The 16,886-nt window shown below is 46.1% G+C and carries 12 protein-coding genes and 1 pseudogene; all 13 read right to left on the bottom strand.

Going from position 1 to position 16,886, the window contains the following annotated elements:
- On the bottom strand, positions 1-1,065 hold a 1,065-nt coding region (tuf, locus tag L5M28_RS23005; RefSeq protein ID WP_263204481.1), incomplete at its 3' end, for an elongation factor Tu.
- Positions 1,066-1,137: 72 nt separating this feature from the next.
- Entirely contained in the window at positions 1,138-3,234 is a 2,097-nt protein-coding gene (fusA, locus tag L5M28_RS23010; protein ID WP_006083603.1) for an elongation factor G, read from the bottom strand.
- A gap of 78 nt (positions 3,235-3,312) precedes the next feature.
- Positions 3,313-3,783 carry a 30S ribosomal protein S7 gene (gene rpsG / locus L5M28_RS23015; RefSeq protein ID WP_011787570.1) on the bottom strand — a complete coding sequence of 157 codons (471 nt, stop codon included), beginning with the start codon at positions 3,781-3,783 and terminating at the stop codon, positions 3,313-3,315.
- A gap of 81 nt (positions 3,784-3,864) precedes the next feature.
- The gene (gene rpsL / locus L5M28_RS23020) at positions 3,865-4,239 is read right to left on the bottom strand and encodes a 30S ribosomal protein S12 (RefSeq protein WP_006083605.1); all 375 of its coding nucleotides are present in this window, start codon (positions 4,237-4,239) and stop codon (positions 3,865-3,867) included.
- A gap of 179 nt (positions 4,240-4,418) precedes the next feature.
- Positions 4,419-8,636: a DNA-directed RNA polymerase subunit beta' gene (gene rpoC, locus L5M28_RS23025; RefSeq protein ID WP_263204482.1), complete on the bottom strand. Its 4,218-nt coding sequence runs from the start codon at positions 8,634-8,636 to the stop codon at positions 4,419-4,421.
- Positions 8,637-8,720: 84 nt separating this feature from the next.
- Positions 8,721-12,752, bottom strand: coding sequence for a DNA-directed RNA polymerase subunit beta (gene rpoB / locus L5M28_RS23030; protein WP_263204483.1), 4,032 nt, complete (start codon positions 12,750-12,752; stop codon positions 8,721-8,723).
- A 243-nt stretch (positions 12,753-12,995) separates the two neighbouring features.
- On the bottom strand, positions 12,996-13,361 hold the full coding sequence (gene rplL, locus L5M28_RS23035) for a 50S ribosomal protein L7/L12 (RefSeq protein ID WP_105251031.1): 366 nt from the start codon (positions 13,359-13,361) through the stop codon (positions 12,996-12,998).
- A 54-nt stretch (positions 13,362-13,415) separates the two neighbouring features.
- Positions 13,416-13,916 (bottom strand): 50S ribosomal protein L10, encoded by a 501-nt coding sequence (gene rplJ / locus L5M28_RS23040; protein ID WP_006083609.1) that lies wholly within the window; start codon positions 13,914-13,916, stop codon positions 13,416-13,418.
- A 268-nt stretch (positions 13,917-14,184) separates the two neighbouring features.
- Complete coding sequence (gene rplA / locus L5M28_RS23045) at positions 14,185-14,886, bottom strand: 50S ribosomal protein L1 (protein WP_105251030.1); 702 nt, start codon at positions 14,884-14,886, stop codon at positions 14,185-14,187.
- Positions 14,887-14,890: 4 nt separating this feature from the next.
- Positions 14,891-15,319, bottom strand: coding sequence for a 50S ribosomal protein L11 (rplK, locus tag L5M28_RS23050; protein ID WP_006083611.1), 429 nt, complete (start codon positions 15,317-15,319; stop codon positions 14,891-14,893).
- 127 nt (positions 15,320-15,446) lie between these two features.
- Positions 15,447-15,998 (bottom strand): transcription termination/antitermination protein NusG, encoded by a 552-nt coding sequence (gene nusG / locus L5M28_RS23055; protein ID WP_105251029.1) that lies wholly within the window; start codon positions 15,996-15,998, stop codon positions 15,447-15,449.
- A gap of 9 nt (positions 15,999-16,007) precedes the next feature.
- Positions 16,008-16,379, bottom strand: a complete 372-nt coding sequence (gene secE, locus L5M28_RS23060) for a preprotein translocase subunit SecE (protein WP_006083613.1) — start codon at positions 16,377-16,379, stop codon at positions 16,008-16,010.
- Positions 16,380-16,640: 261 nt separating this feature from the next.
- A pseudogene (gene tuf / locus L5M28_RS23065) lies at positions 16,641-16,886 on the bottom strand (elongation factor Tu); the annotation flags it as partial.

Here is a 16,886-nt window from a genome sequence, read left to right on the forward strand (position 1 = left end):
GTCGCCAGGCATTACCATCTCTACGCCTTCTGGCAGTTCGATAGTACCGGTTACGTCAGTTGTACGGAAGTAGAACTGTGGACGGTAGCCTTTGAAGAATGGAGTGTGACGTCCGCCTTCTTCTTTTGACAGAACATAAACTTCTGATTCAAAAGTCGTGTGTGGGTTGATTGAACCTGGTTTAGCCAATACTTGACCACGTTCTACGTCATCACGCTTAGTACCACGTAATAACACACCACAGTTCTCGCCTGCACGACCTTCGTCAAGCAGTTTACGGAACATTTCTACACCAGTACACGTTGTTTTAGTCGTTGTGCGAACACCAACGATTTCAACTTCGTCACCCACTTTAACAATACCACGCTCAACACGACCAGTAACTACTGTACCACGGCCTGAAATTGAGAATACGTCTTCGATTGGCAGTAGGAACGGCTTATCGATGTCACGTTGTGGTTCTGGAATGTAAGAATCCAGTGCTGCGGCTAATTCAAGGATCTTAGCTTCCCACTCTGGTTGACCTTCTAGGGCCTTCAGGGCTGAACCTTGGATTACTGGTAAATCATCACCTGGGAAATCGTATTCTGACAGAAGTTCACGCACTTCCATTTCAACCAATTCCAGTAACTCTTCGTCATCTACCATGTCACATTTGTTCATGAACACGATGATGAAAGGTACGCCAACCTGACGAGAAAGCAGGATGTGCTCACGAGTCTGTGGCATTGGACCGTCTGTAGAGGCAACTACTAGAATCGCGCCGTCCATCTGTGCAGCACCAGTGATCATGTTTTTAACATAGTCAGCGTGGCCTGGGCAGTCTACGTGTGCGTAGTGACGTGAAGGCGTGTCATATTCGATGTGAGAGGTATTGATCGTAATACCGCGCTCACGCTCTTCTGGAGCGTTATCGATTTGAGAGAAGTCTTTAGCTTCGCCACCGTAGGTCTTAGCCAGTACGTGAGAGATAGCTGCAGTCAGTGTGGTTTTACCATGGTCAACGTGACCAATGGTGCCCACGTTTACGTGAGGCTTAATACGTTCAAATTTAGCTTTTGCCACGATATATTCCTTTCTTTTCAGAATAGTCCAGTCAGTGCTGGACCATAATAACATTTATGTCGTAACTGGATATTAGCTACGAGATTCAATAATCGCTTTTGCAATGTTTTGCGGTGCATCAGAGTACTTCAAGAACTCCATAGAGTATGAAGCGCGACCCTGTGTAGCAGAGCGCAAATCAGTTGCATAACCAAACATTTCAGAAAGAGGCACTACAGCATGGACTATTTTGATGCCACCAAAGCCATCATCCATCCCTTCAATTAGGCCACGACGACGGTTCAAATCACCAACGACGTCACCCATATAATTTTCAGGGGTAGTTACTTCTACTTTCATGCAAGGTTCGAGCAACGCCGGATTCGCTTCAAGCGCACCCTTTTTGAAGCCCATAGAACCTGCAATTTTGAACGCCATCTCGTTCGAGTCCACATCATGATATGAACCATCGAACAGAGTGACCTTCACGTCCAACACAGGGAAGCCAGCGAGAACGCCATTCTTCATCTGTTCTTGGATACCTTTATCAACCGCAGGAATGAATTCACGAGGAATCACACCTCCCACAACAGCATTGACAAATTCGTAACCAGCGCCTTCTTCATTAGGCTCTAGTTTTAACCAAACGTGACCGAATTGTCCACGACCACCTGATTGGCGTACAAATTTACCTTCAGCTTCTACTGAAGCTCGGATAGTTTCGCGGTAGGCCACTTGTGGCTTACCTACGTTACATTCAACACCAAATTCGCGACGCATACGGTCTACGATGATGTCTAAGTGTAACTCACCCATACCCGAAATCAGAGTTTGTGATGATTCTTCGTCAGTTTCAACTCGGAATGATGGATCTTCCGCTGCAAGTTTTTGCAACGCGATACCCATTTTGTCCTGATCGGCTTTTGACTTAGGCTCAACGGCAATGGTAATTACTGGCTCTGGGAACTCCATACGTTCCAAGATCACTCTATGATCGTTATCACAAAGCGTATCACCCGTAGTCACTTCTTTTAGACCAATCGCCGCTGCGATATCACCAGCACGGACTTCTTTCAGTTCAGTGCGATCGTTTGCGTGCATTTGCACCATGCGACCTACGCGTTCACGCTTCTGTTTGACAGAGTTGTAAACGCCCGAACCTGATTCGAGTACGCCTGAGTACACGCGAATAAAGGTCAAAGTTCCTACGAATGGATCTGTAGCAATCTTAAATGCCAATGCAGCAAAAGGCGCATTGTCATCTGATGGGCGTTCTACTTCTTGGTCGTTCTCATCGATGCCCTTAATTGGAGGCACATCAATTGGCGCTGGCAAGAATTCAATAACCGCATCAAGTACCGCTTGAACGCCTTTGTTCTTAAATGCAGAACCACAAGTCGCTAAAACGATTTCATTATTTATAGTACGCTGACGTAGCGCCTTTTTAATTTCGTCTTCTGATAGCGTGCCTTCTTCAAGGTACTTATCCATCAGTTCATCCGAAGATTCGGCTGCCACTTCAACCAGATACTCATGCATTTCAGCCGCTTTAGCTGCTAACTCTGCAGGGATCTCCTCATAAGTGAAAGTCATACCCTGGTCTGATTCATTCCAGTTAATTGCTTTCATCTTGATTAAGTCGATCACGCCTTTGAAGTTTTCTTCTGCACCAATATTCAATTGAATAGGCACACAAGTGGCTCCAAGACGAGTTCTAATTTGCTTCACTACACGTTCAAAGTCTGCACCTGCACGGTCCATCTTGTTGATAAACACCAAACGTGGAACGCGGTATTTATCAGCTTGACGCCACACTGTTTCTGACTGAGGTTCAACACCAGATGAACCACAGAAAACGACAACAGCGCCGTCGAGGACACGCAGAGACCGTTCAACTTCAATAGTAAAGTCAACGTGACCAGGGGTATCGATGATATTGATGCGGTGTTCAGTGAATTGAGCATCCATACCACGCCAGAATGTGGTTACCGCAGCCGAGGTGATAGTGATACCACGCTCTTGCTCTTGAACCATCCAGTCTGTGGTAGCGGCGCCGTCATGCACCTCACCGATTTTATGAGACAAACCGGTATAGAACAGAACACGTTCTGTTGTGGTGGTTTTACCTGCGTCAACATGAGCACAAATACCGATATTACGATAACGCTCAATTGGGGTTGTACGAGCCACGATTATACCCTCTCCACCAAGACCTAAGTCTTGGCAATATCAACAACTATGGTGTGGGCCTAAGCCCACACCATCATATTACCAACGGTAATGAGCAAAGGCTTTGTTAGCTTCAGCCATGCGATGCACGTCTTCACGCTTCTTAACAGCAGTACCTTTGTTTTCAGACGCATCCAGCATTTCACCTGCCAGACGTAAAGCCATAGATTTTTCACCACGCTTACGAGCAGCTTCAACTAACCAGCGCATCGCCAGTGCGTTACGACGCACAGGACGAACTTCACATGGTACCTGGTATGTAGAACCACCAACGCGACGAGATTTAACTTCGACTGATGGGCGAACGTTGTCCAGGGCTGCTTCAAGGATAACTAAATGGTTTTCGCTTTTCTTTTCAGCGACAACATCTAGTGCCTTGTAAATAATTTTTTCTGCAGTCGACTTTTTGCCGTCTTGCATAATGACGTTGATGAACTTAGCCAGCAACTCACTGTGAAACTTTGGATCTGGTAGGATTTTACGTTGTCCTACAACGCGACGTCTTGGCATAACAATTCTCCGTATGCTTCAGGGATTTCCAAAACTGGAATTCTCAAAATAAAACTAGCTTGGCCTTACTTAACGGATAAGTTAAGACTTAGGACGCTTAGCACCGTATTTAGAACGGCTTTGGCGACGTGAAGTCACGCCTGCACAGTCTAATGCGCCACGAATAGTGTGATAACGCACACCTGGTAAGTCTTTAACACGACCACCACGGATTAAGATCACGCTATGTTCCTGCAGGTTGTGGCCTTCACCGCCGATGTACGAAGTAACTTCGAAACCGTTAGTTAGACGCACACGAGCTACTTTACGTAGTGCAGAGTTAGGTTTTTTAGGGGTAGTAGTGTACACACGTGTACAAACACCACGTTTTTGCGGGCACGCATTCAACGCAGGCACGTTAGTCTTGTCGACTTTTGGCGCGCGTGGCTTACGTACCAACTGGTTTACAGTTGCCATGTATAGCTCCGAGTCAGTTGAATCAAACTCAACGATAAGGTGTGAAAAATCTATATCCCACAATGGTGGGACGCGGAATTTTAGAAAGGTAATGCCTGACTGTCAAGAAATAGCCAACTTTTGCGGCATATTACAAGAAAAAAGGCGCCATAGGCGCCTTTTTATAACAAACTTATTACTTAATCTTGGCTACCAGCCAAGTTTAAGAGATCGGCCAAGTTCTGTTCGGCTTCACTTGCAGTGATCTTGTTCACTACTACAGGTTCGTTTTTCTTCGCACGCGCTTCATTACGAGTCTTGTGATAAGCGTAACCAGTACCGGCTGGGATCAGTCGGCCAACGATAACGTTTTCTTTCAGACCACGTAATTGATCGCTCTTACCACCTACGGCGGCTTCGGTCAGTACGCGCGTGGTTTCTTGGAACGATGCTGCTGAGATAAAGGATTCTGTTGCCAGAGATGCTTTAGTAATACCCAGTAGTTCACGTTCGAAGGTCGCAGGCACTTTACCTTGGGCGATCAGTTCGCGGTTAGCGATCTTCACGCGTGACACTTCAGCTTGTTCCCCTTCGAGGAAGTCAGTGTCACCGGCAGAAGTGATAAGACACTTACGCAGCATCTGACGGATGATCACTTCGATATGCTTATCGTTGATCTTCACGCCTTGCAGACGGTAAACGTCCTGTACTTCGTTCACAATGTAGTTAGCTACGTTGTGGATACCACGAAGACGCAGAATGTCATGCGCAGCTTCTGGACCGTCAGCGATAACTTCACCACGTTCGACTTTTTCACCTTCGAACACGTTTAAGTTACGCCACTTAGGGATCATCTCTTCATAATGATCGCCGCCATCAGCAGGTGTAATCACCAAGCGACGCTTACCTTTGGTCTCTTTACCAAACGAGATGGTACCAGAGATTTCTGCCAGAATAGCAGGCTCTTTTGGCTTACGCGCTTCGAACAAGTCAGCAACGCGTGGCAGACCACCGGTGATGTCGCGAGTTTTAGACGATTCCTGAGGAATACGAGCTAATGCGTCACCCACGTTGATTTGCGCGTTATCTTCTAAGTTAACGATCGCACTACCTGGTAAGAAGTATTGTGCTGGTACTTCAGTACCTGGGATCATCAAGTCAGCACCATTAGCGCCAAGCAGACGGATCATTGGGCGCATTTCTTTACCCGCAGTACCACGCTGACCAACGTCAAGGATCACGATTGATGACAGACCCGTTAGTTCGTCTGTTTGACGTGTCATAGTGACACCGTCAATCATGTCTACGAACTTGATACTACCCGCCACTTCAGAAATGATTGGGTGAGTATGTGGATCCCAGTTAGCGATAACATCGCCCGCTTCAACAGCCGCTTCTTCTAGTTTCTCGAGCACAGTACCGTATGGCACTTTATAACGCTCTTTCTCACGACCCAGCTCGTCAATAACAGCCAGTTCAGAAGAACGAGAAACGATAACCAGTTTGCCGTCACTGTTAGTAACATGCTTAGCATTATGCAGTTTCAATGAACCCGAGTTTTTCACTTGGACATTGTTTTCTGCAGACGCTCTAGATGCCGCACCACCGATGTGGAAAGTACGCATCGTTAACTGTGTACCTGGTTCACCGATAGATTGTGCTGCCACAACACCGATGGCTTCACCGTGGTTAATAATATGACCACGAGCCAAGTCACGACCGTAACAAGCTGCACACACACCGAAATCGGTATCACAAGAAATAACAGAACGTACAATCACTTCGTCGATTGAATGCTCTTCTAACTTGTCACACCATGCTTCGTCGAGTAGCGTGTTACGTGGTGCTAATACGTCTTCAGTGCCTGGATAGAACACATCAATCGCAACCACACGACCCAGTACGCGTTCACGTAACGGCTCAACCACATCACCACCTTCAATCAGCGGTTTCATGGTTAGACCTTCGTGAGTACCACAATCGTCTTCGATAACCACTAAATCTTGTGCAACGTCTACAAGACGACGAGTCAGGTAACCCGAGTTCGCTGTCTTCAATGCCGTATCGGCTAGACCTTTACGCGCACCGTGAGTAGAAATAAAGTACTGGAGTACGTTTAGACCTTCACGGAAGTTAGCGGTAATTGGCGTTTCGATGATTGAGCCGTCTGGCTTAGCCATCAGACCACGCATACCCGCCAACTGACGGATCTGTGCGGCACTACCACGAGCGCCTGAGTCAGCCATCATATAAATGCTGTTAAACGAGGCTTGTTTCTCTTCAACGCCATCACGGTTAATCACTGTCTCAGTTGACAGGTTTTCCATCATAGCTTTAGAAACTTTTTCGTTGGCACTTGCCCAGATATCAATAACTTTGTTGTAACGCTCACCGGCTGTGACTAGACCAGATTGGAACTGCTCTTGAATTTCAAGAACTTCTGCTTCTGCATCAGCAACTAAGGTGTATTTCTCGTCTGGAATAACCATGTCATCGATACCGACAGAGGCACCTGAGATGGTTGCAAAACGGAAACCGGTATACATCAATTGGTCAGCGAAGATAACAGTATCTTTCAGACCCAGTTGACGATAACAGGTGTTCAACAATTTAGAGATCTGCTTTTTGCCCATGTTCTGGTTAACCAGATCAAATGACAAACCTGCTGGCAGAATAAGTGACAGCAGAGCACGACCCACAGTCGTATCAACGATACGGCGTTGTTCAGTGCGCTCACCATCGTCACCAATAATGGTTTCAGTGATACGAACTTTAACGCGGGCATGCAGTTCAGCAGCGCCAGTTGCGTAAGCTTTTTCAACTTCAGCAACAGACATAAATGCCATACCTTCACCACGGCCGTTAATACGCTCACGGCTGGTGTAGTACAGACCCAATACCACGTCTTGAGACGGGGTGATAACAGGCTCGCCGTTCGCGGGTGACAGGATGTTGTTGGTAGACATCATCAGGGCACGGGCTTCAAGCTGCGCTTCCAGTGTTAACGGTACGTGTACCGCCATTTGGTCACCGTCGAAGTCGGCGTTGTATGCCGCACAAACGAGTGGGTGTAACTGGATGGCTTTACCTTCAATCAGTACTGGTTCGAACGCTTGGATACCTAGTCTGTGCAGTGTTGGTGCACGGTTGAGCATCACTGGATGTTCGCGGATCACTTCATCCAGAACGTCCCATACTTCCGCCACTTCACGCTCAACCATCTTCTTAGCTGCTTTGATGGTAGTAGCTAAGCCACGACCTTCTAGCTTGCCATAGATGAATGGCTTGAACAGCTCCAGTGCCATCTTCTTAGGAAGACCACATTGGTGCAGACGTAAAGTAGGACCTACAGTAATTACCGAACGACCAGAATAGTCGACGCGCTTACCCAATAAGTTCTGACGGAAACGACCTTGCTTACCTTTGATCATATCGGCCAAAGATTTCAGAGGACGCTTGTTAGAACCGGTAATAGCACGACCACGACGACCGTTATCTAATAGCGCATCAACAGACTCTTGTAACATACGCTTTTCGTTGCGTACGATAATGTCCGGCGCAGCTAAATCTAACAGACGCTTCAAACGGTTGTTACGGTTGATCACGCGGCGATACAGGTCGTTAAGATCTGAAGTCGCGAAGCGGCCGCCATCGAGCGGAACCAACGGACGTAAGTCAGGTGGTAACACAGGCAGTACTTTTAAGATCATCCACTCAGGCTTGTTGCCTGAAATGTAGAATGCTTCCATCAACTTAAGACGTTTAGTCACTTTCTTGCGACGAGTCTCAGAGTTGATTGAAGGCAATTCTTCACGCATTTGTTCGATTTCTTTCGCTAAATCGATAGCACGTAACAGTTCAAGCACTGCTTCGGCACCCATTTTAGCTTCGAACTCATCACCGTATTCTTCTAATGCATCCAGATAAGTTTCTTCTGTCAGCATTTGGCCACGTTCAAGGCTGGTCATGCCAGGCTCGATCACGACAAATGATTCAAAATACAGTACGCGTTCGATATCACGCAGCGTCATATCCAGCATTAAGCCAATACGTGACGGCAGTGATTTTAAGAACCAAATGTGCGCAACTGGGCTAGCCAGTTCGATGTGACCCATACGCTCACGACGTACTTTAGTTTGGGTTACTTCAACGCCACACTTTTCACAAATAACACCACGGTGCTTCAAACGTTTGTACTTACCGCACAAACATTCGTAATCTTTGACTGGGCCAAAGATACGCGCACAGAACAGACCTTCACGCTCAGGCTTGAAGGTACGGTAGTTGATGGTTTCTGGCTTCTTAACTTCACCAAAAGACCAAGAACGGATCAGATCAGGCGATGCCAGACCAATTTTGATGCCGTTAAATTCTTCAGTCTTGCTTTGCTGTTTCAGAAACTTTAATAAGTCTTTCACGTTTCTCTCCTGAAGGAGTTAAACCGGGTGCTCCGCTTGCACGGAGCACCATTCTGTTTGCCAAACGCGGCTAAAGGCCTGCGCTTATGCCTGATCCAACTCGATATTAATACCGAGTGAACGGATCTCCTTCAGTAACACGTTGAAGGACTCTGGCATGCCAGGTTGCATCTGATGGTTACCGTCGACGATGTTCTTATACATCTGAGTACGACCGTTAACGTCATCCGATTTAACAGTGAGCATTTCTTGAAGCGTATAAGCGGCACCGTATGCTTCTAGTGCCCACACTTCCATCTCACCGAAACGCTGACCACCGAACTGAGCTTTACCGCCCAGTGGTTGTTGAGTCACTAAGCTGTACGAACCGGTAGAACGGGCGTGCATCTTGTCATCAACTAAGTGGTTCAGTTTGAGCATGTACATGTAACCTACCGTTACTTGACGCTCAAATTCGTTACCGGTACGACCATCAAACAACTTCAACTGACCAGAGGTTGGCAAACCTGCAAGTTCAAGCATCTGCTTGATCTCTTTCTCTTTAGCACCGTCGAATGCAGGAGTTGCAATCGGGATACCGCCTTTCAGGTTAGTCGCAAGACGTAATACTTCATCATCAGTGAATGAATCGATATCGACGCGCTGCTGCACTTCGTCACCTAATTCATAAACTTGCTTGATGTAACCACGAACTTCAGCCAGCTCACGCTGTTCTTCAAGCATCGCAGTGATCTTGTTACCAATGCCTTTGGCAGCGGCGCCCATATGGACTTCAAGTACCTGACCAATGTTCATACGTGATGGAACACCTAGCGGGTTCAATACGATGTCTACTGGGTTACCTTGTTCGTCATATGGCATGTCTTCGATTGGGCAAATCTTAGAGATAACACCCTTGTTACCGTGACGACCCGCCATCTTGTCACCAGGTTGGATAGTACGCTTAACCGCTAAGTAAACCTTAACGATTTTGAGTACGCCTGGCGCCAAGTCATCACCTTGGGTGATCTTGCGACGTTTGATTTCAAACTTCTTATCGAAGTCAGCTTTCAGCTCTTCATGCTGTTCAGCTAATTGCTCAAGTTCAGTTTGTTTTGCTTCATCATCAATGACTTGAACCAATACATCTTTACGTGGCAACGCAGCAATTTGCGCTTCAGTGAAACCAGCACCGATTAACAAGTTACGCGCACGGCTCAATACACCTTCTTCAAGGATCTTGAACTCTTCGCCTAAGTCTTTACGAGCTTGGGCAATGTGCATCTCTTCGATTTCAACTGCACGCTTGTCTTTTTCAACGCCGTCACGGGTAAATACCTGAACGTCGATGATAGTGCCCTTAACAGAGTTAGGAACACGCAGTGAACTGTCTTTAACATCAGACGCTTTCTCACCGAAGATAGCACGGAGTAACTTCTCTTCTGGCGTTAGCTGTGTTTCGCCTTTTGGCGTCACTTTACCAACCAGAATATCGCCACCCTTCACTTCTGCACCAATGTAAACGATACCTGACTCGTCGAGTTTCGACAGAGCAGATTCACCTACGTTTGGAATATCAGCCGTAATTTCTTCGCTACCCAGTTTGGTATCACGAGCAATACAAGACAGCTCCTGAATGTGGATAGTGGTGAAACGGTCTTCTTGCGCTACACGCTCAGAAATTAAGATCGAGTCTTCGAAGTTGTAACCGTTCCAAGGCATGAATGCGATACGCATGTTCTGGCCAAGGGCTAAGTCACCTAAGTCAGTAGACGGACCGTCTGCTAACACGTCACCACGAACGACTGGCTCACCAACAGCACAACAAGGGCGTTGGTTAATACAAGTGTTTTGGTTAGAACGGGTGTATTTAGTCAGGTTATAAATGTCGATACCGGCTTCGCCTGGACGCAACTCATCTTCATTTACTTTAACAACGATGCGGCTCGCATCAACGTAGTCTACAAAACCACCACGTTTAGCAACAACCACAACACCAGAGTCAACTGCCAAAGTACGTTCAATACCAGTACCTACTAGCGGCTTTTCAGAGCGCAGTGTGGGTACGGCTTGACGTTGCATGTTCGCACCCATCAAGGCACGGTTAGCATCGTCGTGTTCTAAGAACGGGATCAGCGACGCAGCAACAGAAATAATCTGTTGTGGCGAAACGTCCATATACTGGATGTCAGCAGCGCGCATAAAGGTAGATTCACCTTTATGACGACAAGCAATTTGCTCTTCTGCCATACGACCGTTCGCGTCAACTTCGATGTTCGCCTGTGCAATCACATAACGACCTTCTTCGATTGCTGACAAATATTCCACTTCGTCAGTAATCACGCCGTCGATAACCTTGCGGTATGGCGTTTCTAGGAAGCCGTAAGAGTTAGTACGGGCAAAACTTGCTAATGAGTTGATTAGACCAATGTTTGGACCTTCAGGGGTCTCAATTGGACATAAACGACCATAATGCGTTGGATGTACGTCGCGGACTTCGAAGCCTGCACGTTCACGAGTCAAACCACCAGGGCCAAGAGCAGAAATACGACGCTTATGCGTTACTTCTGACAGCGGGTTGTTTTGGTCCATGAATTGTGACAGCTGAGAAGAACCGAAGAACTCTTTCACTGCAGCAGAAATTGGCTTAGCGTTGATCAAGTCTTGTGGCATCAGCTCATTCAGATCGCCTAAAGACAGACGTTCACGCACGGCGCGCTCAACACGGACTAAACCAACACGGAATTGGTTTTCAGCCATTTCACCGACGCTACGAATACGACGGTTACCTAAGTGATCGATGTCATCGACTTCGTCGAAACCGTTACGGATATGAATGATGTTCTTCATTACCGCGACGATGTCTTCTTTAGTCAATACACCGCTACCTTCGTCATCAGGAATGCTGAGACGACGGTTGAACTTCATACGACCTACTTTAGACAGGTCATAACGCTCTTCACTGAAGAACAAGTTCTGGAATAGCGCTTCGGCAGCATCTTTGGTTGGTGGCTCGCCAGGACGCATCATACGATAGATCTCAACCAGCGCTTCTAAGCGGTTAGTGGTTGAATCGATACGCAGCGTATCTGAAATATAAGCACCATGATCTAGCTCGTTGATATACAACGTGCTGATATCTTTAATACCGGCCAATGATAGTTTAGCCAGATCTTCTAAGCTAATTTCACTGTTGGCAGAGACTAAAACTTCACCCGTGTCCGGATCGATATAATCTTGAGCAGCATATTTGCCCACGATATATTCAACTGGCACTTCAAGCTCAGTGGTATTGGTCTTTTCTAACTGACGAATGTGACGCGCAGTAATACGACGTCCCGCTTCAACCAGTACAGAACCTTCAGCATCCTTGATGTCATAGCTGGCAGTTTCGCCACGCAGACGTTCAGGCACCAAAGACATGACCAGAGTATCTTTCTTGATCTTGAACTCAACGCGTTCGAAGAACAGATCGAGGATCTCTTGAGTAGAATATTCTAATGCACGTAACATGATGGTCGCAGGCAGTTTGCGGCGACGGTCAATACGCACAAATAGTGCATCTTTAGGATCGAATTCAAAGTCAAGCCATGAACCACGGTAAGGAATAATACGTGCGTTATACAGCACCTTACCTGATGAGTGGGTTTTACCACGGTCATGATCAAAGAACACGCCTGGAGAACGGTGTAATTGAGATACGATTACACGCTCAGTACCGTTGATAACAAAAGTACCGTTATCCGTCATCAATGGGATATCACCCATGTAGACTTCTTGTTCTTTAATATCTTTTACTGTGCCCGCCGCTGCTTCACGGTCATACAACACCATGCGTAATTTAACGCGTAGTGGAGCTGAATACGTAACACCACGGATCTGACACTCTTTCACATCAAAAACAGGCTCGCCAAGCTTATAGCTGACGTATTGCAGTTCTGAGTTACCAGAAAAGCTCTTGATGGGAAAAACGCTACGGAAGGCGGCTTCTAAACCGCGCTCACCGGTAGGATCTTGATCGGTGAACTTCTTAAAAGAGTCTAGCTGGATAGACAATAAATAAGGGATATCCAAAACTTTTGGACGCTTACCAAAGTCTTTGCGAATACGCTTCTTTTCAGAATAGGAGTAAACCATGGGTTTCCTCTGCTTACGAGATGTGACCAAGACTGAATAAATAACTTAAGTTATTAAAATTCAGCACGTTTGCCCATCACCGTTGATGGCAAGAACCTAACCAGTAATCTCTGCTAGGGACTGCAAAATTTGGCGACAAACGGTGAAAAAAAATCGCCAGCGCATATAGCGCAAAAAAGGCCGACGGTTAAAAAACCGCCAGCCTCCACCCAAGTGGCTTGGGTGAGCAAGCTAAATAATAGCTTACTTAATTTCTACAGAAGCACCAGCTTCAGTAAGTTCTTTCTTCAGAGCTTCAGCTTCTTCTTTAGAAACGCCTTCTTTAACTGCTACTGGAGCAGCTTCAGACATAGCTTTAGCTTCTTTCAGGCCTAAACCAGTTGCGCCACGGATGGCTTTAATAACTGCAACTTTGTTGTCGCCGTGAGCAGTCAGAACTACGTTGAATTCTGTTTGTTCTTCAACAACAACTGCTTCTGCACCGCCAGAAACAACAGCAGCAGCGGCAGAAACGCCGAACTTCTCTTCCATAGCTTCGATCAGTTCAACAACTTCCATTACAGACATAGCTGCAAAGGCTTCTAAGATTTGGTCTTTAGTGATAGACATAACAAATGTTTCCTATTGTTCTGAATTCAATTTTATTAAGCAGCCAGCTTGAAATTAAGCGGCTTCTTGTTTTTGATCGCGCAGGGCGGCCAGTGTACGAACGAACTTGCCAGCAGATGCTTCTTTCATAGTCATCATTAACTGAGCTAGTGCTTCTTCGTATGTTGGCAGTTTCGCCAAACGATCAATTTCAGCTGCAGGGATGAAATTCCCTTCAAAGGCTGCGCCTTTAACTTCGAAGTTAGCTTGTTCTTTAGCAAAGTCTTTTAACAGACGTGCTGCAGCACCTGGGTGCTCTAAAGAAAAAGCAATCAAAGTTGGGCCAGTGAACGTTTCTGCTAGGCACTCAAAAGCAGTACCTTCAACAGCACGACGAGCTAGCGTGTTACGTACTACACGTACATATACACCAGCTTCGCGAGCTTTTTTACGCAGACCGGTCATAGCACCTACAGTCACACCGCGAGAATCAGCGGCAACTGCAGATAGCGCACCTTTGGCAGCTTCGTTGACTTCAGCAACAATCGCTTTTTTGTCTTCGAGTCTTAATGCCATTGGCTTTACTCCTGGATTCTACCTAGGGTATTCCCTAGTATTTACCATACTAAATACTTATGTATTTAGTGACTTACGGTGCAGATTATCCAGTAAAAAATTTTAGCTGGGGCCTGACACCGTCTACGCAGGAAATTAAGTTATTTTTACAAAAAACACCTGCGGTCTTGGACGGAAACCTGAGTTAAACTCCGCCTAAACGAGAGATAAAACAGGCTTCAACCCACAAAGTGCGCGCATTATAGACTAATGCACCCGCTTTGTAAAATTATAGAGTTGTTTCAAGCGTAGCTTGATCAACTGCAACACCTGCACCCATAGTGGTAGAGATGCTGATCTTTTTCACGAAAATGCCTTTAGCAACTGCAGGCTTAGCCTTTTTCAGTGCTGACACTAACGCTTCCAAGTTTTCTTTCAATTGAACTGGTGTGAAATCCACTTTACCGATAGTAGTGTGGATAATACCGTTCTTGTCGTTACGGTAACGAACTTGACCCGCTTTGGCGTTCTTAACAGCTTCAGCAACGTTTGGCGTTACTGTACCTGTTTTAGGGTTAGGCATTAAACCACGTGGGCCTAAGATTTGACCTAACATACCAACAACGCGCATTGCATCTGGAGATGCGATAACTACGTCAAAATTCATTTCACCGGCTTTGATTTTCTCAGCCAGATCATCCATACCAACTAGCTCAGCGCCAGCAGCTTTAGCAGCTTCAGCATTTGCACCTTGTGTAAATACTGCAACGCGAACGTCACGACCAGTACCATGTGGCAACACTGTTGCACCACGAACGTTTTGGTCAGATTTACGTGGGTCAATACCCAGGTTAACTGCTACGTCTACACTTTCAACGAATTTTGCAGTTGCTAATTCTTTTAACAGAGCAACAGCTTCGTTGATATCGTAGCTTTTAGTACCGTCAACTTTTTCGCGAATTACGCGCATGCGTTTAGTTAGCTTTGCCATTATATTAATCCTCTACAACCAAACCCATTGAACGCGCAGTACCTTCGATTGAGCGAGTCATCGCTTCAATGTCAGCACCAGTCATATCGGCAGCTTTCAGTTCAGCAATTTCTTGAACTTTAGCGCGAGCGATAGTACCCACTTTCTGAGTGTTTGGACGTGGAGAACCTGATTTCAGGCCTGCAGCAGTCTTCAGTAAGTAAGACGCTGGAGAAGTCTTAGTTTCAAAAGTGAATGAACGGTCACTGTAAACAGTGATCACAACTGGAATAGGCATGCCTTTTTCCATTTTTTCTGTACGGGCGTTAAACGCTTTACAGAATTCCATGATGTTCACACCTTTTTGACCCAAAGCTGGACCAACTGGTGGTGATGGGTTCGCAGAACCGGATTTTACTTGTAGCTTAATATAAGCATCAATCTTCTTTGCCATCTGACATTTCCTCAGTTTGGGTTCAAACGCGCATCAGCGACATGCTGACATGCTCCCCCGAAAACAACGGGTGCGAATTATATAGAAATTCGCACCCGTTGCCAAACGGATTTTGTAGTTTATTTAATCAGCCTTTTTCAACTTGACTAAAATCAAGTTCAACAGGCGTAGAACGACCAAAGATCATCACTGATACTTTCACGCGGCTCTTGTCATAATCCACCTCTTCAACGGTGCCGTTAAAGTCAGCAAATGGACCATCACACACACGTACCACTTCACCAGGCTCAAATATAGTTCTATGAGTCGGTGACGCTGTCGTTTCTTGTAAGCGACGCAGAATTGCATCAGCTTCTTTATCTGAAATTGGGGCAGGACGATCAGACGTTCCGCCAATAAAGCCTAAAACACGCGGGATGCTTTTGACTAAATGCCAGCTGTCATCGTTCATTTCCATCTGGACTAACACATAGCCAGGGAAAAACTTACGTTCGCTCTTGCGACGCTGACCTGCACGCATTTCGATGACTTCTTCAGTCGGAACCAATACTTCACCGAAGTATGCTTCCATGCCATGCATTTTAATATATTCAATCAGTGACTTACAAACTCGGCCTTCATAGCCTGAGAATGCCTGCACTACATACCATCTTTTTTTAGCTTCTTTAGCTTCAGTCATTCGAGGTGCCTATACGCCAGTGATAAAATTGACAATTCGCATTAACACAGCATCCATACCCCAAAGGATAAGAGCTAAGATACCTGTTGCTGCAAGGACAATAAAAGTGGTGTTTAGCGCTTCTTGACGCGTCGGCCATACAACCTTGCGCACTTCGATATGCGCTTCACGGGCAAAAGCTAACGCTTTTTTACCTTTTACAGTCTGAAGCGCAATAAAACCAGCAATAGCGAATGCAACGATAACACTAAGCGCACGTATGACGGCACTGGCTTCGCTATACATTTGATTGCCAATAACAGCAGCGGCTAGCAATACAATCACTAAACCCCACTTCACGATATCCAGAGAATTGTTCTGGTTTTCAGTATTTGTTGTCATCGGTTTTTCCGTTACTCAATACGGCCTGAGCTTAGAGCACATTAATTGACGGGCATAATCCCACATCACTCTGCATTTCCGAACACCCTTAGAAACGCAAAATAGCATAAGCTCAGGGTCAAAAATCGGCCATAGATTGTATTCTTATTCGACTTTGTAAGCAAGGATGCGAATCCCATGCAAACCACAAAACCTATGAAATAATCCACTTAAACAAAAAAGGAAGCCGAAGCTTCCTTTTCAAACTAATTTCTATCACAATTAAGCGATGATTTTAGCTACTACACCAGCACCAACTGTACGACCACCTTCACGGATTGCGAAGCGTAAACCTTCGTCCATCGCGATTGGGCAAATCAGAGTCACTACCATTTTGATGTTGTCGCCAGGCATTACCATCTCTACGCCTTCTGGCAGTTCGATAGTACCGGTTACGTCAGTTGTACGGAAGTAGAACTGTGGACGGTAGCCTTTGAAGAATGGAGTGTGACGTCCGCCTTCTTCTTT

The sequence above is a fragment of the Shewanella sp. SW32 genome (assembly GCF_025653365.1).
Lineage (GTDB): Bacteria > Pseudomonadota > Gammaproteobacteria > Enterobacterales > Shewanellaceae > Shewanella > Shewanella oncorhynchi.

What these genes read in the sequence shown, in the direction of transcription:
- rpsG (WP_011787570.1), bottom strand. Translation starts at nt 3,783, where the DNA reads ATGCCAAGACGTCGCGTTGTAGGACAACGTAAAATCCTACCAGATCCA.
- rpsL (WP_006083605.1), bottom strand. Translation starts at nt 4,239, where the DNA reads ATGGCAACTGTAAACCAGTTGGTACGTAAGCCACGCGCGCCAAAAGTC.
- rpoB (WP_263204483.1), bottom strand. Translation starts at nt 12,752, where the DNA reads ATGGTTTACTCCTATTCTGAAAAGAAGCGTATTCGCAAAGACTTTGGT.
- rplL (WP_105251031.1), bottom strand. Translation starts at nt 13,361, where the DNA reads ATGTCTATCACTAAAGACCAAATCTTAGAAGCCTTTGCAGCTATGTCT.
- rplJ (WP_006083609.1), bottom strand. Translation starts at nt 13,916, where the DNA reads ATGGCATTAAGACTCGAAGACAAAAAAGCGATTGTTGCTGAAGTCAAC.
- rplA (WP_105251030.1), bottom strand. Translation starts at nt 14,886, where the DNA reads ATGGCAAAGCTAACTAAACGCATGCGCGTAATTCGCGAAAAAGTTGAC.
- rplK (WP_006083611.1), bottom strand. Translation starts at nt 15,319, where the DNA reads ATGGCAAAGAAGATTGATGCTTATATTAAGCTACAAGTAAAATCCGGT.
- nusG (WP_105251029.1), bottom strand. Translation starts at nt 15,998, where the DNA reads ATGACTGAAGCTAAAGAAGCTAAAAAAAGATGGTATGTAGTGCAGGCA.
- secE (WP_006083613.1), bottom strand. Translation starts at nt 16,379, where the DNA reads ATGACAACAAATACTGAAAACCAGAACAATTCTCTGGATATCGTGAAG.